Source organism: Actinocorallia sp. B10E7 (genome assembly GCF_039871655.1).
Lineage (GTDB): Bacteria > Actinomycetota > Actinomycetes > Streptosporangiales > Streptosporangiaceae > Actinocorallia.
The window spans coordinates 380,231-402,859 of record NZ_JBDPLZ010000003.1 but is presented as its reverse complement, the minus strand read 5'-3'; the positions used below and the strand labels follow the sequence as shown (position 1 = coordinate 402,859).

Sequence of the window (22,629 nt, the reverse complement as noted above, 5' to 3'; positions counted from 1 at the left end):
GGAGATGCGTCCGGGTCAGGCGGACTTGTCGGCTTCGGCCTGCCGGGCCGCGGCGGCCTTCTCGGCGAGGTCGGGGAAGAACGGCGCCATCAGCTGGTCGCGCATCTCCGGCTGGAGGTAGTTGAAGTAGGTGCGGTGCTTGCTCGTGGTCAGTCCCAGCGACCTGTGGAGGTCGCCCATCATCTCGGCCTGCTTGATGCCGACGGCGACGCTCTCGAGCACGGGCACCTCGGTGCCGGAGACCTTGTTGTAGCCGGCGAGGGTGAAGGCGGAGTAGAGGGCGCAGGAGGTCACGATCACCTCGGCGCCGTCCTCGATCGCGCCCCTGGCGCACTCCTCGAACGCCGGCACGACCTTGTCGAAGACGTAGTCGGTGTCGGTGAACCAGCGGGGCGCGTGGTGGAGGCCCTCGTCCCAGCCCTCGGCCTTCGGCACGCGGGCGGGGTCGGCGATGGCGCGGTTCTCCAGGCCGTAGAGGCGCAGGTTGCGCTCCACGATCGGCGCGGACTTCTCGTCGACGCCGATCAGCGCGAACTTCGAGCCGAGCTGCATGGCGTAGGCCATCGCGGCCTCGGTCATGCCGACGACGGGGTAGCGCACCATCTCGCGGGCCTCCCGGATGCCCGGGTCGTTGCCGCAGCGCACGAACGCGACGTCGTAGCCGTCCTGCTCGCCCTGGATGACGCCGCGCACCACCTCGATGTTGTTGATCATCTCGAGGTAGACGTGGGAGGTGTAGTAGGTCGAGCGGGGCAGGAACTGCGGCCTCACCTCGGTGTCGGGGCGCAGCACCTGCCGGTACAGCCGCATGACGCCATCGTTGATGGCGTCGTAGCCGCCGTCGCCGAACCCCGGCATGCTGGGCGTGTAGATGCTCTGGACGTGGATGCGGATTCCCATCGCTCCTCCTGGGGTGGGTGAGGGGTCGGCGGTCACTGCTTCTTCCACGCCTTGTCGTAGAAGACCATCTCCTGGACGGTCGGCACGATGCCGTGCACGTTCTTCGACCAGGGCAGGAAGTTGCCGGACGGCGCCACCTGGACGACGGGGGCGTCGTCGCGGATCAGCGTCTCGATGCCGGTGAGGGCCTTCTTGGCGGCGGCCGGGTCGGCGCCGTTCTCGCGCAGCTCGGCGAGCAGCTTGTCCATCTCCGGGTTGGCGTAGCCGGTGAGGTTGGTCGTGCCGGTCGAGGCGTAGACCTCGTACAGGGAGCTGTAGGGGTCGGCGTCGCCCACGTTCGCCGCGCTGAGCGCCAGGTCGAAGTCGTGGTCGATGTAGAGGCGCTTGGTGCCGTCGGCGATGTTCGCGCTGCCCTCGATCGTCACGTCGAAGCCCACGGCCTCGAGCTGGGCCTCCACCTGCACGGCGGCCTGCTGGGAGGCGGGGTCTCCGCCGGCGAGGTAGCTGACCTTGCCGTCCCAGCCGTCGGCCTTGGCCTCGGTGACGAGCTTCTTGGCGGCCTCGCGGTCGACTTCGGGGTACTTCACGCCGGTGGACCACGGTGAGCTGTCCGCGAACAGGCTCTTGCTCGGGATGCCCGCGCCCTGCAGCGCGCGCTCGGCGTAGGCCTTGTTGTCGAAGGCGAGCTGGATGGCCTGGCGGACCCGCTTGTCGGCGCCCGGCCGGTCCTTGCGCGTGTTGATGGTGATCTGGCTGCCCGCGCCGACCACGAACATCATGCCGCCGGCGCCGTCCTTGATCGCCTTCTCGGTGGTCTGGGCGTTGCGGAGGTAGGCCGAGTCGACCCCGCCGGACTTCAGCGACTCGAGCTTGGCGTCGTCGGCGCCGAGCCACACGAAGCGCAGCTTCTCCAGGTGGGGCTTGCCGTCCCAGTAGTCGGCCCGGCTCTTGAGCACGAGCTCCTCGCCGGGCTTGTAGGCCTCGAGTTCGAAGGGGCCTGCGCCGACGGGCTTGAACGCCTTGGGGTCCTTGTACGCCGAGGGCGCCATGATCATGCCGGGGCCGCCGGCGAGCATCGCCGGGAAGGTCGCCCACGGGCCGGCGTTGGTGAATTCGACGGTGCGGTCGTCGATCTTCTTCATCTTCGTCTGGTTGGCCAGCATCGTGGTCGACTGGTAGCCGTACTTCTTCATGTAATGGCTCAGGCTGCCGATGACGGCGTCGGCGTCGTAGGGCGTGCCGTCGGCGAACTTCACGCCCTCGCGCAGCTTGAGCGTCCAGGTGACGTTGTCGTCGCTGGCGAGGGACTCCGCGAGCTTGGGCTTCCAGCTGCGGTCCTTGAAGTCGTAGCGCATGAGGGCGTCGTAGACGGCCGCGAGCGCGCTGCCGCCGACGGAGCCGTTGGCGTAGCCCTGGGTCGGGTCGAGGGTCCGCGCCTCGCTGTACTCGGCCACGGTGAGGACGCCGCCCTGGACGGGCGTGCCCGCGTCGGACTGCCGGAGGAGGCCGGTGGTGTAGATCTCGTTCTTGCCGAGCTCACCGGCGCCGTCACCGCCGTCGGTCGACGAGTCGGCGCAGCCCGTGGCGACCAGAGAGCCGGCCAGGAGGAGTCCGGTCAGCCGGGTCCAGTGCGTGAGGTGCTTCATGCGTTCCTGCTCCATCTCGGAGGGGTGAACGGACGATCACCGGCAAAGCGGCCAGTGACCTCCGTCTCATTGGGCTGAGACTTTGCACCAATTGGGACTTAGTGTCAATGCTTACAATCTCAGGCGTGGACACGATCAAAGGCTCACTGCGCGAGCGCAAGAAGCGGCACATGTACCTGGCGGCGGCTCAGGCCGCCGTGAAGCTCGTCGCCGAGCACGGCATGCGCGCGGTGCGGGTGGAGGACATCTGCGAACGCGCCGACATCAGCCGCTCGACGTTCTTCCGCTACTTCGACTCCAAGGAGGCCTGCTTCATAGCGGGCCTGCACCACGGGTGGATCGACGCGGTGCTGACCGCGCTCGAGGCGCGCCCCGCGGAGGAGGATCCCTTCACCGCGCTGTGCAACGCGTTCGTCGACATCACCACCGACTGGAGCCGCTATCGCGAGGTCACCCGGCTCGAGGCGCGCATCCGGACCGAGGCACCCGCCGTCCACACCTTGGCCAACGCCGAACAGCTCACCTGGGAGCGGGCGCTGGCCCCCGCCCTCGAAGCCCGCTGCACCGGAGCCGGCGACAGGAACCTCACCGCACGGCTCACCGCGGGGACCGTGCTGTGCGCCACGAGGCTGGCCACCGAGCGCTGGCTGGAGGAGGGCGCCGTGCGCTCACCGGCGGAGCACTACATCGAGGCGTTCACCGCGCTCGGCACCTTGTTCGAGCGCGGGTAGCCGACGCCGCCGGTGCGTGGTCAAGGCGGCGCAGCGGCTGAGGTTCACGCTGGAGGAGGTCGCCGACCTGCTGGGGGGCCGCGGGCGGCCGCCGCCGCCGCCGCGACGGCGGGCTGGCGAGCGGGCCCGGGTGAAGCTGATCGAGGTCGAGGAGCGCGTCGCGGACCTGACGGTGATCTCCGACGCGCTGCGGCGGACGATCGAGGCGGGTTGTGCGGACCTGGTGGAGTGCGCCCGGGCCGGGCGCTGCCCGATTCCCTTCACCCCGGTCTTCCGCTCCGGGCACCGCGCGGGCTCGCGGCAGTTCCCTTTCTGAAAAGGAAAGAGATTGTTTGCGGGGGGCGGCGGTCAAGACTGGGTTCCGCGTGGGATGTGGGATGAGAGGGCAGGGAAGGAGATCTGTCAGGATCGTCACCTTCTGCCGCTGTGAGGAAGCATGAGAATCCCGGTACGCCTGCATCAGATCCCCGCCCGGCTGGTCACCGGACTGTTCATCCTCAATTCCGGGATCGGCAAACGAGGAGCCGACGAGCAGACGGCCGAAGGCGTGCACGCCATGGCGGCGGGCGCCTATCCCTTTCTCAAGGACCGGGATCCGCGGGAGTTCGTCCGGCTGCTGTCGGCCGGTGAGATCGCCCTCGGCGCGGTGCTCTTGGCTCCGTTCGTCCCCTCGCTGGTGGCGGGAGCGGCTCTCACCGGGTTCGCCGGCGGTCTGACCGGCCTGTACCTGCGCACCCCGGGCATGCGGGAGGAGGGCGGCCTGCGCCCCACCCAGGCGGGCCTGTCGCTCGCCAAGGACCTGTGGCTGCTGTCCATCGGGCTCGGTCTGATGCTGGACGACCTGCAGGACCGCTGAACTCCCGCCGGTCTCGGCGGCCTTCGGGGTCTGGATGGCGGCCGTTCTCGCGCCGGTCCGTCATGCGGATTCTTGGACGAAGACCGAAGTGACGCCCTTGGTGATCTTAGAGAAGTTTGCAGATCTCTACACCTCCACCTGCGCCTTCGACTTAAACGCTGGATGAATAAATTTCCGATCATTAAAACAGGAGAAAAGACGGTAAGTCTTCTTTACTGTTATTCCCGTGTTTTGTAATTAATGTCCGGGAAGGATGGATGGCGAGTGTCGATGTCTACAAAAAGGGCGTTACCGGCCTGATGTGTTTGAGTAAGCCGAATTCGGATTCTACTCGGGTATGGCGCCTGCGGACTCTCGAGGAGGAGCTTTGCTCATTCACATGGTCTCCGAACACGCCAGCCCGCTGGCAGTTCTGGGCGGGGAGGACGCGGGAGGACAGAACGTCCACACCCGGGGTTTCACCGTGGAACACGTGGACGCCGGTCCCCCCGAACCGGTTTCCACGGAGTGGACGGTCCAGGGTGCTGAGCGTCAGCCGCCGGGTCCGCGCCCTCTACCCCTGGGAGCGCGTCGCGGAGGGGACCGAAGCCGTCTACGCCCGGGTGGCCGCCCGGGTCACCGTGCCGATCGGGGAGGCCAGGTCATGATCGACAACCATCTGACCCGTCTGGAGAGCGCGCTGGCCCAGGTCCGCGGCCAGACCCCGCTGCTGCTGCGGTGGGGGCGGCGCCTGGCCGAGACGCTGCAGGCCGGCGGACGGCTGCTGGCCTGCGGCAACGGCGGCAGCGCCGCCCAGGCCCAGCACCTGACCGCCGAACTCGTCGGCCGCTACCAGGGGGAGCGGCGCCCGTTCTCGGCGTTGTCCCTGCACACCGACGCCTCGGCGGTCACCGCGATCGTCAACGACTACGGCGCCGAGGAGCTGTACGCCAGGCAGGTCCGCGCGCACGGGCGCCCCGGCGACATCCTGCTGGCGCTGTCGACCAGCGGCACCAGCCGCAACGTCATCTGCGCGGTGCACACCGCGGCCCGGGCAGGGTTGCACACCTGGGCGCTGACCGGGCCCGCGCCCAATCCGCTGGCCGCCGCCTGCCAGGAGTCGCTGAGCGTGGACGCCCCGGCGACGGCGACCGTCCAGGAGGTCCACCTGGCGGTGGTGCACCTGCTGTGCGCGGTCGTGGACGAGCGCGTGCTCTCCCCGCACCGGGTGGTGGTGCGCGCATGAGGGCCGGACCGCTGGTCGTCGTCGGCGACACGCTGCTGGACGTGGACCTGCAGGGGACCTCTGAGCGCCTGGCCCCGAACGCGCCCGTGCCCGTGGTGGACCTGGCCGCTGAACGCCCCCGGCCCGGCGGCGCGGGGCTGGCCGCCGGGCAGGCCGCCCGCCTGGCCTCGGCGCGCGAGGTGGTCCTGGTGACGGCGCTGGCCGACACCGACGACCCTGACGCGCTGACCCTGTTGGACCTGCTGGAAGGACAAGGGGTGCGGGTGGTGCGCTTGGCGCTGACCGGGCGCACGGTCCGCAAGACGCGCTTGATGACCTACGGCCGCCCCCTGGTCCGCGTCGATCGCGGGGACGGGCGCCTGCACGGGCGCACCGGCCTGCCCGACGCCGCCGCCGAGGCCGTCCGGGAGGCCGGCGCGGTGCTGGTGTCGGACTACGGGCGCGGCGTGGCCGCCCATCCGGTGCTGCGGGCGCTGCTGGAGGTCCTGCCCGCCGAGGCGCCCGTGGTGTGGGATCCGCATCCGCGCGGCGCGGTGCCCGTCCGGGGGGCGCGTCTGGTGACGCCCAACCGGCAGGAGGCCCGCGTCCTGGCCGCCACGGCTCCCACCGCCCGTCCCGGGGGCTACGCCCAGGCCGCCACGGACGCCGCGGCGCTGCGCTCCCGCTGGCGGGCCGCCGGGGTGGGCGTGACGCTGGGCGAGCACGGCGTGCTGCTGTCGACGGGCGACCAGCCGCCCGTCCTCGTCCCCGCCCCGCATGTGCCCGGCCAGCCCGACACCTGCGGCGCGGGCGACTGCTTCGCCGCCGCGGCGGCGGTCTCCCTGGCCGAGGGGGCGCTGCTGACCGAGGCCGTCGAGCAGGGCGTCCACCACGCCTCGGTGTTCGTCACCGGCGCCCCGGCGGGCCGCCGCGAGAACGTCCCGGCCGACGACCCGTGGGAGCTGGTGCGCCGCGCCCGCCTGCAGGGCGGCACGGTCGTGGCGACCGGCGGCTGCTTCGACCTGCTGCACCCCGGCCACATCAGCCTGCTGCACCAGGCGGCCCGGCTGGGGGACCTGCTGGTGGTGTGCCTGAACTCCGACGCCTCCGTCCGCGCCCTCAAGGGGCCGGGCCGGCCCGTGATGGGCCAGCGGGACCGCATCAGGGTGCTGTCCGCGCTGGGCTGCGTCGACGCCGTCATGGCCTTCGACGAGGAGACGCCGATGGCGCTGCTGGAGCGGCTGCGCCCCGACCTGTGGGTCAAGGGCGGCGACTACGGGCCGATGGAGCTGCCCGAGGCGCCGCTGGTGCGCCGCCACGGCGGCCAGGTCCTGCTGCTGCCGTATCTGGAAGGGCGATCCACCACCCATCTGGTGCGGCGCGCCCACGCCGCGGGAGGAGAGCACGCATGAGCGGACGGACCATCCGGCGGGCCGTCGTCACCGGAGGCGCCGGATTCCTGGGCTCGCACCTGTGCGAGCGGCTGCTGGAACGCGGGGCGTCGGTGACGTGCATGGACAACTTCCTCACCGGCACCCCGCACAACCTCACCCATCTGCTGGGACGGCCCGGCTTCCACGTCGTGGAGTGCGACGTGACGGACTTCGTGCACGTGTCCGGGCCGGTCGATCTGATCCTGCACCTCGCCTCGGCCGCCTCCCCGGTGGACTACATGAAACTGCCGGTGGAGACCCTGAAGGTCGGAGCGGTCGGCACGATGCACGCCCTGGGCATGGCCCGCGAGAAGGGCGCCCGGTTCGTGCTGGCCTCCACCAGCGAGGTCTACGGCGACCCGCTGCGCCACCCCCAGCGCGAGGACTACTGGGGCAACGTCAACCCCGTGGGGCCGCGCAGCGTCTACGACGAGGCCAAACGGTACGCCGAGGCGCTCACGACCGCCTACCGCAACAGCCGGGACGTCGACACCGGCATCGTGCGGATCTTCAACACCTATGGGCCGAGGATGCGCCTGCACGACGGCCGCGCCATCCCCACCTTCATCCGCCAGGCCCTGGCCGGGGAACCGCTGACGGTGGCGGGGGACGGCTCGCAGACCCGCTCGATCTGCTACGTCGACGACACCGTCGCAGGCGTCCTGGCGATGGCCTTCAACGACGCTCCGGGGCCGGTCAACATCGGCAACGGGGCCGAGACCACCGTCCTGCGCCTGGCCCAGACGATCCGCAGGCTGAGCGGTTCGCGCTCGCCGATCGAGTTCGTGCCGCGCCCCGCCGACGACCCCAGCGTGCGCTGCCCGGACGTGGGCCTGGCGCGCCGGCTGCTGGGGTGGACGCCGCGCGTCCCGCCCGAGGAGGGCCTGAAACGCACCATCGAGTGGTTCGCCGAGCAGCTGGCGCGGGTGTGAGGAGGGGACAGGAATGCGAGTCCTGGGAATCAACACGATCTTCCACGACCCGGCGGCGCCGGTCGTCGACGGCCGCCCGGTCGCGGCGGCCGAGGAGGAGCGGTTCAACCGCCGCAAGCACGGCAAACGGCCGGTGCCGTTCTCGGCGTGGGAGCAGCCGGTGCCGGCGGCCCGCGAGCGGTTCCGGCCCGTCGCCCCGATGGTCCTGGCCGACCGCGCGCCGGAGATCTTCCTGCGCGGTCCGCTGCCCAGCCCCTACATGCTGTTCGTCCACGACGTCGCACCCGCCTGGCAGGACCGGATCCCCGCCGTGGTGCACGTGGACGGCACCGCCCGCGTGCAGACCGTCGACCCGGCCTGCGAGCCGCTGGTCGCCCGGCTGCTGCGCGCGTTCGAACGGCGGACCGGATTGCCCGTGCTGGTCAACACCAGCCTCAACACAGCAGGAAGGCCCATGGTGGACGACATGCGAGACGCTCTGGAGTGCTTCGGCTCCACTCCCATCGACCTGCTGGCCCTGGGATCCTTCGCGGTGCGGCGATGAACGGCTACAGCATCGTCATCCCGACCCTGGTGCGCAAGTCGCTGCGAGGCTGCCTGACCTCCCTGACCCGCTCCTGGGGCCCGCAGCCGCAGGAGATCGTGCTGGTCGACGACCGGCCCGCCGGCGGGCCGATGGTGCGGGTGCCCGGCGAACTGGCCTGCCTGGTGCGGGTGGTGGCCAGCCGGGGACGCGGCCCCGCCGCCGCCCGCAACACCGGGTGGCGCAGGACCCGCACGCCGTGGGTGGTGTTCCTCGACGACGACGTCCTGGTGGAGGAGGACTGGTACGCGGCGCTGGCCATGGACCTGAAGCGGGCCGCGGACCGGGTCGCCGGGGTGCAGGGGCGCATCAGCGTGCCGCTGCCCGCGGACCGTGCGCCCACCGACTGGGAGCGGGCGACGGCGGGCCTGGCCCGGGCCCGGTGGATCACCGCGGACATGGCCTACCGCCGTGAGGCGCTGGTGGAGTCGGGCGGTTTCGACGAGCGGTTCCCGCGCGCGTTCCGCGAGGACGCCGACCTGGCGCTGCGCCTGCAGGCCGACGGGTGGGAGCTGGCCGAAGGCGAGCGCCGCTGTCTGCATCCGGTGCGTCCCGCCCCGGTGACGGCCTGCCTGCGCGCCCAGGCGGGCAACGCCGACGACGCGCTGATGCGGGTCCTGCACGGGCGCGGCTGGCACCGCAGGGCCGGGGAGCGGGTGGGGCGCAGGCCGCGCCATCTGGCGGTGACCGCGGCCGGGGCGCTGGCCGCGGGCGCGGCCCTGGCGGGGCGGCGGCGTCTGGCGGGGCTGGCGGCGCTGGGGGCGCTGGCCGGGGTCGGGGAGTTCGCGGCGGCCCGGATCCTGCCGGGCCCGCGCGACCTGCGCGAGGTGTCGCTGATGCTGGGCACCAGCCTGCTCATCCCGCCGGCGGCCAGCTGGCACTGGGTGCGGGGCGTGGCCCGCCACCGCTCGGCCCGCCCGTGGCCCGGCCCGGCCAAGGCGCTGCTGCTGGACCGGGACGGCACCCTCGTCCACGACGTCCCCTACAACGGCGACCCCGATCTGGTGGAGCCGCTGCCGGGGGTGCGCGAGGCGCTGGACCTGGCCCGCAGCCGGGGCCTGCGGCTGGGGGTGGTCAGCAACCAGTCGGGGCTGGCCATGGGCCGCTTGTCCGGACGGGACCTGGAGGCGGTCAACCGCAGGGTGCGGGAGCTGCTGGGCCCGTTCGAGGTGTGGAAGACCTGCCCCCACGGCCGGGACGAGGGCTGCGCGTGCCGCAAGCCCGCACCGGGCCTGGTCACGCAGGCCGCCGCCGAGCTGGGAGTGGACGTGCGCGACTGCGTGGTCGTCGGGGACATCGGCTCGGACGTGCGTGCGGCGCGCGCGGCGGGGGCGAGGTCGGTGCTGGTGCCCACCGCGCAGACCCGCAGGGAGGAGCTGGAGGGGGCGCGGTGCGCCCCGGACCTGATGACCGCGGTCCGCTTCGCGCTGGGGGAGGCCGCGGGAGGACGGCTGTGGCGGTGAGCGGCGGGCTGGAGCAGCCGGCCGAGCACGATCCGGGGGAGGCCGCACGGGAGGCGGCCCTGGACCGGTACGGGCTGGGGCGTTTCCCGGCCGACTGGGACCGGGTCCTGCTCGAGGCCGTGGCGCGGTGAGCGCGGTCCTGGTCCTGCGGGCGCTGGGGCCGGGGGACTTCCTGACGGGGGTTCCGGCCTACCGGGCGCTGCGGGCCGCCCATCCGGGGCGGGAGATCGTGCTGGCGGCGCCGGGCGCGCTGGCGCCGCTGGCGCCGCTGACGGGGGCCGTGGACCGGCTGCTGCCCACGGGAGAGCCTGGCGGCGCTGGTGGCGGGGGCTCGTCTGGTCGTCAGCGGCGACACCGGCCTGGCGCATCTGGCGTTCGCCTACGCCCGCCCGTCGGTGACCCTGTACGGGCCGGTCTCCCCCCGCCTGTGGGGTCCTCCCGCCGACCGGCGCCACCGGGTGATCTGGCACGGCACGGGCGTTCGCCCCGGCGACCCCCACGGCCGCAGCCCGGATCGGCGGCTGCTGCTCATCGGCCCCAGGGAGGTGCTCGACGCGGCTGCGGCAGACGTGGCGGTCCGGTGAGGTCTCCGGGGTCAGGGCGCGGGGCGGCCTGACCGACGGGGGGCGCGGTCAGCCCGGCGGTGAGGAAGGCGATGACGGTGGCGGTGTCGGGCGGGGCGCCCTCGGTGGCGGGGCGGGAGGACAGGGGGCGTCCGTAGATCTCCAGCAGGAGGGTGAAGGCCAGGCGCCAGCGCTGGCCGAGCTCGCGGGGCGTCAGGTGCGGCATGGCGCGGCCGAGCATGAGCTCGAACGGGGCGGGGCCGAACCAGGGGGAGGAGGTGGGGACGCGGCCGTCGGGCAGCGCCGAGCGTGCCAGCAGGTGGCACAGCATGCGGCCCTTCTCGGTGCGCGACAGCTCCTCGAAGGGCCGGACGATCGCGGCGACCAGTTCGGCGACCTCGAAGGAGGCGCCGTCGTGGCGGGCCAGGTCCTCCAGGCGGTCGGCCCACAGCGGCGCCAGCTCCCGTTCCAGGAGCGCGGCGATCAGCCCTTCGCGGGAGCCGAAATGGTAGTGGACCGCGCCGGGGTTGAGGCCCGCCTCGGCGTTGATGGCCCGGACGGAGACCTGCTCGGGGGCTCTGCTCAGGAAGAGCCGTTCGGCCGCCGAGAGCAGACGGTCGCGGGTGGAGTGTTCGTCGCCGGGCATATCGCCGATCCTATAGTCTTCAAACAGCATTCAATCAGTGATTGAATCTGTCCTGTATCTCACTCGATCCGAGGAGAACCAGCGAGGGGAACCTTCGCCGGCACCGCCTCCCAGCCCACGCCGACCACCCTCTGACCTGGAGCAGCACATGACAGCCCCCGATGTCTTCAGCCCGGCCCGGCTCGGCCCCCTGACCCTGCGCAACCGCGTCATCAAGGCCGCGACCTTCGAGCACATGGCCCCCGGCGCACTGGTCGGCGACGATCTGATCGAGTTCCACCGCGCCCACGCCGCCGGCGGCGTGGGCATGACGACCGTGGCCTACTGCGCGGTGGCCCCCGAGGGCCGCACCGAACACGACCAGATCTGGATGCGGCCCGAAGCGCTGCCTGGCCTGCGCCGCTTGACCGACGCCGTGCACGCCGAGGGCGCCGCGATCTCCGCGCAGATAGGACACGCCGGGCCGGTCGCCAACGGCAGGTCCAACGGAGTGCACGCGCTGGCCGCGTCGGCCTCCTTCAGCCCGCTGTCGATGCAGAAGATCCGCAAGGCCACCCACGCCGACATCGAACGGGTCACCAAGGCGCACGCCGAGGCCGCCCTGCTGGCCGCCGAGGCGGGCTTCGACGCCGTGGAGATCCACTTCGGCCACAACTACATGGCCAGCTCGTTCCTCAGCCCGCTGCTGAACAAGCGCAAGGACGAGTACGGAGGCTCCCTGGCCAACCGCGCCAAGGTCGCGCTGGGCATCGCCCGCGCGGTGCGCGAGGCCGTCGGCGACCGGATCGCGATCCTGGCCAAGCTCAACATGGAGGACGGCGTGCGCGGCGGCTTCCAGGTGGAGGAGAGCCTGCAGGTCGCCCAGTGGCTGGAGCGCGACGGCTCCCTGGACGCCCTGGAGCTGACCGCGGGAAGCTCCCTGCTCAACCCGATGTACCTCTTCCGCGGCGAGGCCCCCGTCAAGGAGTTCGCCGAGACGCTCCCCCAGCCTCTGAAGCTGGGCATGAAGATGACGGGCAAGAAGTTCATCCGCGAATACCCCTACCGGGAGGCCTTCCTCCTGGACAAGGCGCTGCTGTTCCGCAGGGAGCTGGAGCTGCCGCTGATCCTGCTGGGCGGCATCTCCGAGCGCGCCACCATGGACCGCGCGATGGCCGAGGGATTCGAGTTCGTCGCCATGGCCCGCGCCCTGCTGCGCGAGCCCGACCTGCTCAACCGCATGCGGGAGAACCCGGCCACCCCCTCCCTGTGCACCCACTGCAACAAGTGCATGCCGACGATCTTCACCAAGACCCACTGCGTCCTGGCCTGAGAACGCCCGCGCCCGGTCCCGGCCCCTCCGGGACCGGCCGGGCCCACGGCGCGGCCACACGCCCCGCGAAAGCCCGCGAAAAGAAGCCATGCCGCCGTGTGGCAGGCCGTTGACCGGGAATTGACCGCTTCTCCCCGTCCCGCCCGAAAACCGGATCAGCAGGGACTTTGGACCCCTGTCACCGCCCGCGGCCCTGCGCCACCGTGGAGAAAAGCCCACACGCGGCTCCGCAGAGCCGCACCGGCAGGGGGGAACACATCCATGACCCGCACCGTCTCGCAGGTGAAGATCCAGGCCGGCGGAGCAGTCCCGCAGGAACTGCAGGACCGGGCCCGAGAGAAGATCGAACGGCTGAGCGCCCGCGCCCCCGAACCGGTCCTGGCCGCCCGGGTCCGCCTGACCATGGGAGCCGCCACGGTCCGCCCGGCGCTCGCGCAGGCCAACCTCGACGTCAACGGCCGCACCGTGCGGGTGCAGACCGCCGCCGCCACCATGAGCGAGGCCGTGGACACGCTGGAGGACCTGCTGGCCGAGCGCCTGCGCCGGGTCTCCCGCAACTGGGAGGCCGTGCGCGGCGGGCAGCCCCAACCGGGGGAGTGGCGGCACAACACCGAACCCGCCCACCGGCCCGCCTACTACCCGCGCCCGCCGGAGGAACGCCAGATCATCCGCCACAAGGCCTACGAACTGTCCTCGGCCACCCCCGACGAGGCGGCCTTCGACATGGAGTCGCTCGACTACGACTTCCACCTGTTCACCGACGTGGCCACCGGCCAGGACAGCGTCCTGTACCGGCACGCCGACGGCTACCGCATGGCCCAGATCGACCCCAGGCCGCGCAAGGACGACACAGCGGTGGACCTGACCGTCAGCCCCCACCCGGCACCCCGCATCACCGCCGAGGAAGCCGTGGAACGCCTGGAGACCACAGGCCTGCCCTTCGTGTTCTTCGCCGACGCCCAGACCGGCCGCGGCAACGTCCTCTACCACCGCTACGACGGCCACTACGGCCTCATCACACCCGCCGGATGATACCGGAGCCCACCATGATCTACACGGACCGCAGGCAGGCCGGAGAACTGCTGGCGGGGCACCTGGAGCACCTGCGCGACCGGAACCCGCTCATCCTGGGCCTGCCGCGCGGCGGCGTCCCCGTCGCCTTCGAAGTCGCCCAGGCGCTGCGCGCCCCACTGGACGTCATCGTCGTACGCAAGCTCGGCACCCCCGGGCAGCCGGAACTGGCGATGGGCGCGATCGGCGAGGGCGGCGTCCGCGTCCTGAACCCCGACGTCCTGAGCCGGGGCCACGTCAGCGACACCGAGCTGAGCGACGAGGAACGCCGCGAGCACGCCATCCTCACCGACCGAGCCGCCCGCTTCCGAGGCGGCAAGGAACCACTGGACCTGCGGGGACGCACCGTCGTCATCGTCGACGACGGCGCCGCCACCGGATCCACCGCCCGCGCGGCCTGCCTGGTCGCCCGGGCCCGCCACGCCCAGCACGTCGTGGTGGCCGTCCCGGTCGGCTCGCCCGAGGCCGTCAGCGGCCTCGGGGAGGTCGCCGACGAGGTCGTCTGCCCCGACACCCCGCGCGACTTCTTCGCCGTCGGCCAGTTCTACGCGGACTTCACCCAGACCAGCGACGAGGAGGTCGTCACGCTGCTCAAGCAGTCACGCGAGCCGGCCGCGCCGGTGGTGGACCGGGAGGTGCGCATCCAGGCGGGCCCGGTGGAACTGGCCGGGCACCTGACGCTGCCGCCCGCCGCGCAGGCGATCGTGCTGTTCGCCCACGGCAGCGGCAGCAGCCGCCACAGCCCCCGCAACCACCAGGTCGCCCGCGCCCTCAACGGAGAGGGGCTGGGCACCCTGCTGTTCGACCTGCTGACCCGCCGGGAGGAGACCGACCGGGCACACGTGTTCGACATCCCGCTGCTGGCCGAACGCCTGTCCGACACCACCCGCTGGCTGTCGGACGTGCCGGAGATCAGGGACCTGCCGGTGGGGTACTTCGGCGCCAGCACGGGCGCGGCCGCGGCCCTGATCGCCGCCACGGAGCCGGGCAGCCCGGTGGGCGCCGTCGTCTCCCGGGGAGGCCGCCCGGACCTGGCGATGCCGGTACTGCCGCGGGTGCAGGCGCCGACGCTGCTGATCGTGGGCGGCGCGGACCTGCCGGTACTGGACCTCAACGAGCAGGCGCTGGAGCGGTTGACGTGCGAGAAACGCCTGGAGATCGTGCCGGGCGCCACGCACCTGTTCGAGGAGCCGGGCGCCCTGGAGGAGGTGGCGGACCTGGCGGCCCGCTGGTTCCACGACCGCCTGCGCCGGCGGACGTCTTAGAAGGCGCTGTGCTCGAGCCAGTGGCGCAGCAGCTCCTCGTCGCCGCTCACCCGGACCCGTCCGGGTGAGGACCGGCGGCTGAAGACCAGCAGGAGGTCGACGGCACCGCCGCTGACGGTGACGTCGGCCGGGCCGTCCTCAGCCGTCCAGGTGACGGCCTCGGGCTCGCGGCGCACGGTCCAGACGCCGGGCGCGTCGGTGGAGACGAACTTCAGTACGCCGCGGCCGCGCAGCATGGCCAGGGCGGGGGACAGGCCGCTGGTGGCGCTGGCGGCGATGAGGTCGAGCCCCTCGCTGAGGGCGTCGGCCGCGGTCGCGGCCTCCGCCTGGAACTCCCGTCCCAGGGCCAGGGCGGCGTCGGCGCGGTGGACGAGCAGGTCGTTGCGCATGCGCCTGCCCCAGAACCGGGCGGGGCGGGGCCCCAGGAACGTCCACACCTGGGCGTCGGGGTCCTTGGCCACGGCCTCGATCAGCAGGTCGGTGCCGTGCCGCAGCCACGCCTCGAGGTCCTCGGGGGCGGTTCCCCGCGGCTGGGGCGGCGGGGTGCCGGTGCAGACGAGTTCGGCGGCCCAGTGCTGGCCGTCGCCAACGTGCACGGCCAGGTCGGCCAGGGTCCATCCGGGGCAGGTGGGGACGGGCAGGGAGAGGTCGGCTCCGTTCAGCAGGCCGACCAGCGCGTCGGTCTGGGCCCGAAGATCCGGCAGGGCGGTCATGGATCCTCCAAGGATGTGATACCTGCGTATCAAAACTTGATGATACCTGTGTATCACGAACGGAAGAGGCGATCCAGACGACCGGCCAGCACCTCCAAAGCCCCGGCCCCGTCCCGCTGGCCCGTCAGAACGCTGATCCCCAGCCCGTTGGCCAGCGCGAGCAACTCGGCGGCCAGCGCGCCCGCGTCCAGAGCGCCGTCCACCAGCCCCTCGGCCTGGGCCTGCGCCACATACCCGGCCAGCAGCCCCTCCAGCGCCGCCGCGTCCCGGGCGCCGCGCGCCGGCGGCTCCCCCCGGGAGAGAGCGTAGGTGTAGTAGGCGTGGTAGGTGAGGATGACGCGCCGCCCGTCCTCGTCCGCCGGCAGCACCGCCGCCAGCGCCCCGGCCAGCAGCTCGTACGGCCCCCGCGCCCCGGCGGTGCGCTCGCGCACCCGCTCCCCGATGCGCACGGCCAGATGCTCCAGCGCCCCGGCCAGCAACTCGTCCTTGCTGTGAAAGTAGTACTGCACCAGCCGCAGCGACACGCCGGCCTCGGCGGCCACCTCGCGCATGGTCGCCGCGTGCAGGCCGCGCGTGCTCGCCACCGCCAGCAATGCCTCGGCGATGTGGCGGCGACGCTCGGCGTGATCGACCAGCTTGGGCACCGGTCCTCCTCCCGAATCAGCGCAACCCTACGCACAACAGCCGCTCCGGGAGCATTCGACATACCCGCCGAACACACAAAGGGGATATAGGTTAGCCTTATCTAACCAACATCTGGCCCACGGTTGGCCCACGGTGCTCCTGACCGCACCGTTCCTCACACTGTCGGCGCTGTCAGGGGCGTTCCTGCTGTCCCTGGCGGACTTGGCCGCCCAGCAGCTCCCGCTGTTCACCACCCTGCCCGTCGGCATCTACACGATGGCGCTGGGCGGCGGCTACCTCGGCTACCTGCTGCTGCGCGAGTGACGCCGCGGCGCGCTCTGAGCCGCGCAAGACGACGGGCACCGGGACCTTCACGGGCAGAACCCGGTTCACGCCGGAAAGGCCCCGCACCGCGGACGGAGCCGCGGCACGGGACTACGGGATCAGCCGGTGTCGGGCCGGCCGGCCCCGTGGATCACAGGCCGGGGCCGGTGATGGTGTAGCCGCCGCTGATGGTGGCGCTGCCCGGGCAGAACCAGTGGCTGCCCGAGGAGACCTTGTTGACGGTCACGTTGGAGAAGGACGCCTGCAGGGTCGGGGCGCTGCCGGTGACGGAGCCGTTGAGGCTGCCGCCGTAGATGCAGGTGATGCCGCCGAAGACACCCACGTTGGCGCTCACCTGGAAGCCGGTGATGCTCACCGAGTTGGCCCCCAGGGTGCCGCCCCACGGCAGGTTGGTGGGGGTCACGGAGATGGAGAAGGTACCGGTGCAGCCGCCGATCGAGGCCGAGCTGACGGTCAGCACCTCGTCGGCGGTGACCGAGCCGTTCAGCGTCGAGGAGGTGCAGGTGGCGGTGCCGATGCTCGAGTTGACCGTCAGCGGGCTGGAAAGGTTCGCCGTGATGGCGCCGCCCGTCCAGGCCGAAGCGGGGGAGGCGATGGCCAGAGCGGCCGCGGCGGCGGTGGCCGTGGCCAGCGCCAGCGTCTTGGTACGGGACATGGGTCTCCTCCAGGGAGAACGGCGCGCGGGAGCGCGCGGGATGGGATGGCCGGGTACGGCCGTGGGGGAGGGCCCCTCCGTCTAGGCTGGGACCCGTCTTGCGGAGCCGGCCCGGGAGGCCGGCCCGATCAGGGGACCGCGATCCCTCCGGGTCCTGCCATCTCCGTTCGCGGCACGCGGTGAGGGGACTCCGCGACGATCGTGTTCGCGGTCGCCTTCGGGCGTGCCGGCAGGGGAGGGCGGTGTCGCGGTCGTGTCACCTTGCGAAGCCCTTCTTCGAGGTGTGAATTCCAGAAGGAAAATTAGGCAGCCTCTACTGGCCAGTCAATATCTGTAAGGAAGAGGAAGATGGCCGGATCGTGACAGCTGAAACGCGTGTGAAACACCATTCTGCCCAACAGGCCCCACACGCCCCGCAAGCCACACCGGCAAAACCAGACAGAATCCATCTTCTGTCTGGTTTGTCTTACATGTCGTTCGTCCCGCGGCGAGCGGACCGGGGAAGGGCCTGACGCGGTCTTAGGGTGGACGGCATGGGGGAGATCCTGGTCGGCACCGCGTCCTGGACGGACAAGACCCTGCTGGCGTCGGGCTGGTATCCGCCGGAGGCCAGGACGGCGGAGGACCGCCTGCGGTTCTACGCCTCGAGGTTCCCGCTGGTGGAGGTCGACGCGACGTACTACGCGCCGCCCGCCGAACGCACGGCCCTCCAATGGCGGGATCGCACTCCCGAGCGCTTCACCTTCAACGTCAAGGCGTTCTCCCTGCTCACCGGGCACCCCACGCGGGTCGCTTCGCTGTATTCGGATCTGCGCGGGAGGGTTTCGGCGCGGGCGAGCGTGTACGCCAAGGATGTCGCGGACGAGGTGGTCGAGGAGGTGTGGGAGCGGTTCCTGGGCGCTTTGCGGCCGCTGTATGAGGCGGGCAAGTTGGGTGCGCTGCTGTTCCAGTTCCCGCCGTGGTTCACCGCCGGCGAGCGCAGCCGCGCGTACGTGCTGAGAGTCAAGGAGCGGTGCGCTCCGGTGCGGGTGTGCGTGGAGTTCCGCAACGAGACGTGGCTGGCGCCGGGCGAGCGGGAGGCGACGCTGGAGTTCCTGCGGCGCAACGATGTGGCGTACGTGGGTGTGGACATGCCGCAGGGGCACCGTTCGTCGGTGCCGCCGGTGCTGGAGGCGACGTCGGATCTGGCGGTGGTGCGGTTCCACGGCCATAGCGATAAATGGGACAGCAATAGCGTGTACGACAAGTTCGCCTATCTCTACAGCGAGGACGAGTTGCGGTCGTGGGCGGTGCGGATCAGGGAGCTGGCCGGCCGCGCGAAGACGACACACGTGGTGTTCAACAACTGCTGCGCCGACCATTCGCAGCGCAATGCGGAGCGGATGGCGCGGCTGCTGGCGTGAGCGCCTTCCTGGTGCTTCGCCGCTGGATCGTCCCGCCTCAGCGCACGTCCGGCCAGCGGCGCATCCGGTAAGGGAGCCACAGGAGGCCGTTCCCCACGGGGAGGACCAGGCGGAGGGCGGCCAGTCGGTCACGGGCCGTCTCCGGGACGGCCGTGGCGGCGCAACCCGGGGTGAGGGCTGCGACGGCGGCCAGGTCGGACGGATCGGTGAGCGTGTAGCGGCGCAGGCCGGGACGGCGGCGGTCGCGGATCTGGAGCAGGCCGGGGCCGCGGCGCTCCGCCAGGTGGCCGAACTGGTAGTCCGAGCGCCAGCCGTCCGGGGCGTTCCGCGGGGGGAACAGGTGGGCCAGGTCCCGCCAGTCCTCGACTTCCTCGAAGGACAGCCGCCAGGTGACGGCGATGGCGCGGGACGTCAGGTCCCGGATGAGCCGCAGTGCGCGCAAGGCCACCGCCGCGTCGGTCAGCGGCGCGATCGGGGCGGGGAAGACGACCCTGCGGCAGCCGTCGGCGAACAGCGCCTCGGCCGACAGGCCGTCGGTGAGCGGGACCGTGCCCAGGGACATGCCGGGGAGGGCGGCGGCTTCGGGGGAATGGTCGCGGGCCAGAGTCAGATCCACCGGGCCGCTCCCCGGCGCAGGAGTTCCTCGTTGACGGACTCCGGCACGACGTGCACGACACGGCCGTCGTCCTCGAACAGCAGGCCGAGGGCGTGCCAATCGGCCAGGAGCGCGGCTACGGGGGCGTCGGGGAGCTTGCGGGCCAGGGACTCGGGTGTGTGCGGGCGGTCCAGGAGCCGGAACAGGGCGAGCTCGGCGGGCGTGCTCAGCGTGTGCACGGTCCAGGGGTAGGCGGCCCGGGTGTTGACCAGGACGATGCTCTCGCCCAGATCGCAGTGGGTGAGGCGGCTGGCGGGGGCTTCGCGCGCCCACTCGGTGACGGCCTCCTCCAGGCGTTTGACGGTCTGCGGGCCGACGCCCGCGGGTGGGACGTCGAAGACGTACGCGAAGTCCTCCAGTTCGGCGGGCGGCAGGTCGTAGATCAGGGCGTAGCGGGGATCGGGGCGGCGTTCGGCGAAACCCAGTGAAGGGTCGTCGAAGTAGGGGCTGAAGCGCTCGATCATGATGCGGTTGACTCCGGTGGGCGGCATCAGGTGGTGCAGGCGGGGCAGCTGGTCGATGATGCCGTCGTAGTCGGCGTCGGTCTCGCCGGGGAAGCCGTACAGGTAGTTCCAGACGGGCGTGACTCCGGCGGTGGCGGCGTCGCGGAGGTGGGCGACGTTCTGGCAGCCTGTCACGCCCTTGTCCATCAGCTTCAGCACTCGCGTGCTGAGGCTTTCGATGCCGGGCTGGACCGCGACCAGGCCCGCGGCGGCCAGGGTGCGGAGCTGGTCGAGCCGCAGGTTCGCCTTGATCTCGTAGTGGAAGCGCAGGTCGTGGCCGGAGGAGGCCAGCCTGGGGAGGAGGGAGCCGAGGTAGGCCATGTCGAGGATGTTGTCGACGACGAGGAAGTCCAGGATGCGGTAGCGGCCCGCCATGTCGATGATCTCGTCGTAGAAGATGGCCGGGCTCTTGCTGCGGAACTGGATGAGGGAGCCGTTCAGGCCGCAGAACGTGCAGTGGTGCTTCTCGCCCCACCAGCAGCCGCGGGCGGCCTCGACGACCAGGACCGGCGGGGACCAGGCGGCGGCCCGTGAGGCGTTCCACTGGGGGAAGTAGTCGTCGTAGTCGGGTGTGACCATCTGGCCGGGGGGCAGGGGGCGGCTCTGCATCTCCACGGCGATCGTGCGGGTGCCTTCCCGCAGGCACAGGCCGGGGATGTCGGTGAGCGGCTCGCCGGTGCCCAGGCGGCGCAGCAGTTCGGGGAAGGCGATCTCGCCTTCGCCGCGGACCACGAAGTCGACGAAGGGGAAGGCGCGGTGCAGGGCCGCGCCCTGGACGCCGTCGCAGTTGGCGCCGCCGAACACGGTCACGGTCCGCGGCGCGAGGTCTTTGATCCGGCGGGCCAGTGCCAGGGACGCCGCGTTCTGCTGGAACGTCGAGGTGAAGGCGACCACCGTCGGTTCGGTCGCGACCAGGCGGCGGGCCAGCGCGTCGACGAAGGCGGGTGTCGCCTCCTGCAGGCGGGTTCCCAGCGCGAGGAGACGGCTCGGGATCTGTCCGGCGGCCAGGTCGGTGAACTCCTCGACGCGCCAGCGGTCGGTGCCGTGCAGCGAGGCGGCGAACACCCAGTCGCCGAAGCCGAGCGCGTAGGAGTCGACGAAGTACTTGTAGTCCGCCGCGGTGATGCCGTGCTCCTCGGCCGCCCATGTCGCGTACTCGAGGTTGGCGTAGAGGACCTCGACCTCCGCCTGCGGCAGGGTGTCGGCGAGTCGGCGTTTGAGGATGCCGTGGGCGATGGAGGGGAACTCCACCACCGCCCACGGCATCGTCACCAGGACGACGCGCACGCCGTCAGAAGTGGATGCGGCGGTTGACGACGTCGGTCTCCTCGAAGACCTCGACGATGATGTCTTCAGTGCGGTCGGGTCGGGTGGTCTCGTTCATTGTGGACTCCTGTCGGTTGCGGGTGGAGCGGCCGCGGGGAGGTCCCGGAGCCGGCGGAGCGGGGAGAGGAGCAGGGGCACGACGCTGAGCGCCGAACCGATCGAGGCGATCCACACGGTGGTGTGCACGCCTGTGGAGTGGCCGAGCAGCCCGCCGGCCAGGCCGCCGAGCGGGAGCGCTCCGAACGCCACGGTCCGCAGGGTGGCGTTCATCCGGCCGAGCAGGTGGTCGGGGGTGACGGCCTGCCGGTAGCTGACCTGGGAGATGCTGTAGAGGACGACGCCGAACGCGTCGATGAAGATTCCCGCGGCGAAGAGGGAGACCCGCCAGCCGGGGGCGGTCAGCGGGATCAGCAGGGCTCCGGGGGCGGCCACCAGCAGGGCCACCCAGATCAGCCGTGCCGAGCCGACGAGTGCCGCCGCCCGTCCGACCGCCGCGACCGCGGCGAGGCCGCCCAGCGCTCCGGCCGCCAGGAGCGTGCCGTAGAGGCCGGGTGTGACGCCCACCACCCGGACCAGGAAGATGGTCTGGACGGCCAGCAGCATGCTGGCGCTGAAGTTCGCGAGGGTCATGCAGGCCAGCACGGCCCGGAGGATCGGGTGGCTCAGCACGAACCGGAATCCCTCGCGGATCTCTTCGGTCATCCCGCCGCGGTCCTCGTGCGGTCCGCTCGGTCGGCGCGGGGGTTCGGGGGTGCGGATGCGGGCCAGCCAGAGTGCCGATCCGAGGTGGCCGAGGGCCGAGCCGATGACCGTGGCGGGCGCGCCGACCAGTTGGACGGCCCAGCCGCCGACGACCGGTCCGGCCACCTCCGAGCCGCTGCGGACCGCTTCGAGTTTGCTGTTGCCGTCCATGAGCAGTTGCCGGCCGACGATGGTGGGCAGCAGGCTCTGGTAGGCGAGGTCGAAGAAGACCGTGGCCGCTCCGGTTCCGAAGGCCACCGTGTAAAGGTGGGCGAGGGTGAGCCCGTCGAGCCACCACGCCAGTGGGACGGTCGCCAGCAGCGCGGCCCGGGTCAGGTCGGCTGTGATCATCATCGGCCGCCGGGGCAGCCGGTCGGCCAGCGCGCCGGCGGGCAGGCTGAGGATGAGGAAAGCGGCCCGCTCGGCCGCCACCAGCAGTCCGGTCTGCACGGCGGTGGCGTCGAGCGCGATCACCGCCACGAGGGGGATCGCCACCGTGGAGACCGCTCCGCCCAGCTGGGCCGCGCTGTCGGCGGCCAGCAGCCTGCGAAAGTCGGGGACTCGCAGGGCGCGGGTGTCACGGGTGTTCCGCATGGCTCCGACCGGGGGCGAGTGGAAGCTGTGCTGGGCGCGATTTCCGCAAGATTAGAGTCCTGGGCGTGCCGCCGCCAAGGGCCCGCCGTCCGGCCTGGAGTGGCCGTCCGCTTGTGGTCGGCCCCTTCTCCCCCAGGTGGATAATGCACATTATGTTAAGTAAGACTGATTCGGGGCTTATGGACGACGCCGCAGCGGGCCGTGACCTCCGGGGGCTCCTCGAACGGCATATGCGCAGCCGGTACTGGTCGCCGGCCTCGGCTCGGGTCTTCTCCGCCGAGTATTGATCGATCCTGGGCAGTGACAGATCGGATGCCACGAGTGCCAAGTAGTTGTCACAGCCTGTTCACCGGGTTCTGACCGCCGCGCAACGCTCGCGTCCGACGCTGTGCAGGGGAACGCTTCCGCCCCATCGGTGATCGGGAATGGTGGAAACCGCAGTATGCGGCCGCTTACCGCATCGAC

The 22,629-nt window shown here is 71.7% G+C and carries 23 protein-coding genes and 2 pseudogenes; 16 read left to right on the top strand and 9 right to left on the bottom strand.

Annotation, left to right across the window (positions count from 1 at the left end):
* Positions 1 to 15: 15 nt before the first annotated feature.
* Together ABGB12_RS11750 and ABGB12_RS11745 are read right to left on the bottom strand one after the other, a co-directional pair.
* Positions 16 to 900 carry an aspartate/glutamate racemase family protein gene (locus tag ABGB12_RS11750; protein ID WP_347676892.1) on the bottom strand — a complete coding sequence of 295 codons (885 nt, stop codon included), beginning with the start codon at positions 898 to 900 and terminating at the stop codon, positions 16 to 18.
* A 32-nt stretch (positions 901 to 932) separates the two neighbouring features.
* Complete coding sequence (locus ABGB12_RS11745) at positions 933 to 2,546, bottom strand: ABC transporter substrate-binding protein (protein ID WP_347676890.1); 1,614 nt, start codon at positions 2,544 to 2,546, stop codon at positions 933 to 935.
* 125 nt (positions 2,547 to 2,671) lie between these two features.
* Here ABGB12_RS11745 and ABGB12_RS11740 point away from each other — a divergent pair, with 125 nt between their 5' ends.
* The 11 genes and pseudogenes from ABGB12_RS11740 (at position 2,672) to ABGB12_RS11690 (ending at position 10,332) form a co-directional block, all read left to right on the top strand.
* A complete protein-coding gene (locus ABGB12_RS11740) occupies positions 2,672 to 3,277 on the top strand; it encodes a TetR family transcriptional regulator (protein ID WP_347676888.1) in 606 nt (201 codons plus the stop codon).
* Positions 3,278 to 3,293: 16 nt separating this feature from the next.
* Entirely contained in the window at positions 3,294 to 3,593 is a 300-nt protein-coding gene (locus tag ABGB12_RS11735; RefSeq protein WP_347676886.1) for a MerR family DNA-binding protein, read from the top strand.
* 120 nt (positions 3,594 to 3,713) lie between these two features.
* A complete protein-coding gene (locus ABGB12_RS11730) occupies positions 3,714 to 4,133 on the top strand; it encodes a hypothetical protein (RefSeq protein ID WP_347676884.1) in 420 nt (139 codons plus the stop codon).
* Positions 4,134 to 4,654: 521 nt separating this feature from the next.
* Positions 4,655 to 4,780 (top strand): hypothetical protein, encoded by a 126-nt coding sequence (locus ABGB12_RS11725; protein ID WP_347677739.1) that lies wholly within the window; start codon positions 4,655 to 4,657, stop codon positions 4,778 to 4,780.
* Positions 4,777 to 5,358 (top strand): SIS domain-containing protein, encoded by a 582-nt coding sequence (locus ABGB12_RS11720; RefSeq protein WP_347677711.1) that lies wholly within the window; start codon positions 4,777 to 4,779, stop codon positions 5,356 to 5,358. The genes ABGB12_RS11725 and ABGB12_RS11720 overlap by 4 nt, the downstream gene beginning before the upstream one ends.
* Positions 5,355 to 6,749: a PfkB family carbohydrate kinase gene (locus ABGB12_RS11715; protein ID WP_347676882.1), complete on the top strand. Its 1,395-nt coding sequence runs from the start codon at positions 5,355 to 5,357 to the stop codon at positions 6,747 to 6,749. Before ABGB12_RS11720 ends, ABGB12_RS11715 begins: the two co-directional genes overlap by 4 nt.
* Positions 6,746 to 7,702, top strand: a complete 957-nt coding sequence (locus ABGB12_RS11710) for a UDP-glucuronic acid decarboxylase family protein (protein WP_347676880.1) — start codon at positions 6,746 to 6,748, stop codon at positions 7,700 to 7,702. Before ABGB12_RS11715 ends, ABGB12_RS11710 begins: the two co-directional genes overlap by 4 nt.
* A gap of 172 nt (positions 7,703 to 7,874) precedes the next feature.
* A pseudogene (locus ABGB12_RS11705) lies at positions 7,875 to 8,246 on the top strand (carbamoyltransferase C-terminal domain-containing protein); the annotation flags it as partial.
* A complete protein-coding gene (locus ABGB12_RS11700) occupies positions 8,243 to 9,748 on the top strand; it encodes an HAD-IIIA family hydrolase (RefSeq protein WP_347676878.1) in 1,506 nt (501 codons plus the stop codon). The pseudogene ABGB12_RS11705 and the gene ABGB12_RS11700, both read left to right, overlap by 4 nt.
* Entirely contained in the window at positions 9,745 to 9,879 is a 135-nt protein-coding gene (locus ABGB12_RS11695; protein WP_347676876.1) for a hypothetical protein, read from the top strand. The genes ABGB12_RS11700 and ABGB12_RS11695 overlap by 4 nt, the downstream gene beginning before the upstream one ends.
* A 189-nt stretch (positions 9,880 to 10,068) precedes the next feature.
* The gene (locus ABGB12_RS11690) at positions 10,069 to 10,332 is read left to right on the top strand and encodes a glycosyltransferase family 9 protein (protein ID WP_347676874.1); all 264 of its coding nucleotides are present in this window, start codon (positions 10,069 to 10,071) and stop codon (positions 10,330 to 10,332) included.
* On the opposite strand, the gene ABGB12_RS11685 is transcribed toward ABGB12_RS11690, so the two are convergent.
* Positions 10,277 to 10,957, bottom strand: a complete 681-nt coding sequence (locus ABGB12_RS11685; protein WP_347676872.1) for a TetR/AcrR family transcriptional regulator — start codon at positions 10,955 to 10,957, stop codon at positions 10,277 to 10,279. The genes ABGB12_RS11690 and ABGB12_RS11685 overlap by 56 nt on opposite strands.
* 148 nt (positions 10,958 to 11,105) lie before the next feature.
* On the opposite strand from ABGB12_RS11685, the gene ABGB12_RS11680 reads away from it, so the two are divergent.
* The 3 genes from ABGB12_RS11680 to ABGB12_RS11670 all read left to right on the top strand — a co-directional run bounded on the left by ABGB12_RS11680 (position 11,106) and on the right by ABGB12_RS11670 (position 14,605).
* A complete protein-coding gene (locus ABGB12_RS11680; RefSeq protein ID WP_347676870.1) occupies positions 11,106 to 12,269 on the top strand; it encodes an NADH:flavin oxidoreductase in 1,164 nt (387 codons plus the stop codon).
* Between the two features lie 261 nt (positions 12,270 to 12,530).
* Entirely contained in the window at positions 12,531 to 13,301 is a 771-nt protein-coding gene (locus tag ABGB12_RS11675; RefSeq protein ID WP_347676868.1) for an HPF/RaiA family ribosome-associated protein, read from the top strand.
* 14 nt (positions 13,302 to 13,315) lie between these two features.
* Positions 13,316 to 14,605, top strand: coding sequence for a phosphoribosyltransferase (locus ABGB12_RS11670; RefSeq protein WP_347676866.1), 1,290 nt, complete (start codon positions 13,316 to 13,318; stop codon positions 14,603 to 14,605).
* Here ABGB12_RS11670 and ABGB12_RS11665 read toward each other — a convergent pair.
* Together ABGB12_RS11665 and ABGB12_RS11660 are read right to left on the bottom strand one after the other, a co-directional pair.
* A complete protein-coding gene (locus tag ABGB12_RS11665) occupies positions 14,602 to 15,318 on the bottom strand; it encodes a maleylpyruvate isomerase family mycothiol-dependent enzyme (RefSeq protein WP_347676864.1) in 717 nt (238 codons plus the stop codon). The two genes, ABGB12_RS11670 and ABGB12_RS11665, sit on opposite strands and share 4 nt — an antisense overlap.
* Positions 15,319 to 15,371: 53 nt before the next feature.
* A complete protein-coding gene (locus ABGB12_RS11660; protein ID WP_347676862.1) occupies positions 15,372 to 15,962 on the bottom strand; it encodes a TetR family transcriptional regulator in 591 nt (196 codons plus the stop codon).
* 148 nt (positions 15,963 to 16,110) lie between these two features.
* On the opposite strand from ABGB12_RS11660, the pseudogene ABGB12_RS11655 reads away from it, so the two are divergent.
* Positions 16,111 to 16,266, top strand: a pseudogene (locus ABGB12_RS11655) (iron chelate uptake ABC transporter family permease subunit); the annotation flags it as partial.
* 151 nt (positions 16,267 to 16,417) lie between these two features.
* On the opposite strand, the gene ABGB12_RS11650 reads toward ABGB12_RS11655, so the two are convergent.
* Positions 16,418 to 16,942, bottom strand: coding sequence for a hypothetical protein (locus tag ABGB12_RS11650; RefSeq protein WP_347676860.1), 525 nt, complete (start codon positions 16,940 to 16,942; stop codon positions 16,418 to 16,420).
* A 533-nt stretch (positions 16,943 to 17,475) separates the two neighbouring features.
* Between ABGB12_RS11650 and ABGB12_RS11645 the strand changes: the two genes are divergently transcribed.
* Positions 17,476 to 18,345 (top strand): DUF72 domain-containing protein, encoded by an 870-nt coding sequence (locus ABGB12_RS11645; RefSeq protein ID WP_347676858.1) that lies wholly within the window; start codon positions 17,476 to 17,478, stop codon positions 18,343 to 18,345.
* A gap of 37 nt (positions 18,346 to 18,382) precedes the next feature.
* Here ABGB12_RS11645 and ABGB12_RS11640 read toward each other — a convergent pair whose 3' ends face one another.
* The 3 genes from ABGB12_RS11640 to ABGB12_RS11630 all read right to left on the bottom strand — a co-directional run bounded on the left by ABGB12_RS11640 (position 18,383) and on the right by ABGB12_RS11630 (position 22,164).
* On the bottom strand, positions 18,383 to 18,961 hold the full coding sequence (locus tag ABGB12_RS11640) for a DUF5825 family protein (RefSeq protein WP_347676856.1): 579 nt from the start codon (positions 18,959 to 18,961) through the stop codon (positions 18,383 to 18,385).
* Positions 18,952 to 20,790 carry a RiPP maturation radical SAM C-methyltransferase gene (locus ABGB12_RS11635; protein WP_347676854.1) on the bottom strand — a complete coding sequence of 613 codons (1,839 nt, stop codon included), beginning with the start codon at positions 20,788 to 20,790 and terminating at the stop codon, positions 18,952 to 18,954. Before ABGB12_RS11635 ends, ABGB12_RS11640 begins: the two co-directional genes overlap by 10 nt.
* A gap of 93 nt (positions 20,791 to 20,883) precedes the next feature.
* Positions 20,884 to 22,164: an MFS transporter gene (locus tag ABGB12_RS11630; RefSeq protein ID WP_347676853.1), complete on the bottom strand. Its 1,281-nt coding sequence runs from the start codon at positions 22,162 to 22,164 to the stop codon at positions 20,884 to 20,886.
* Positions 22,165 to 22,629: the final 465 nt, after the last annotated feature.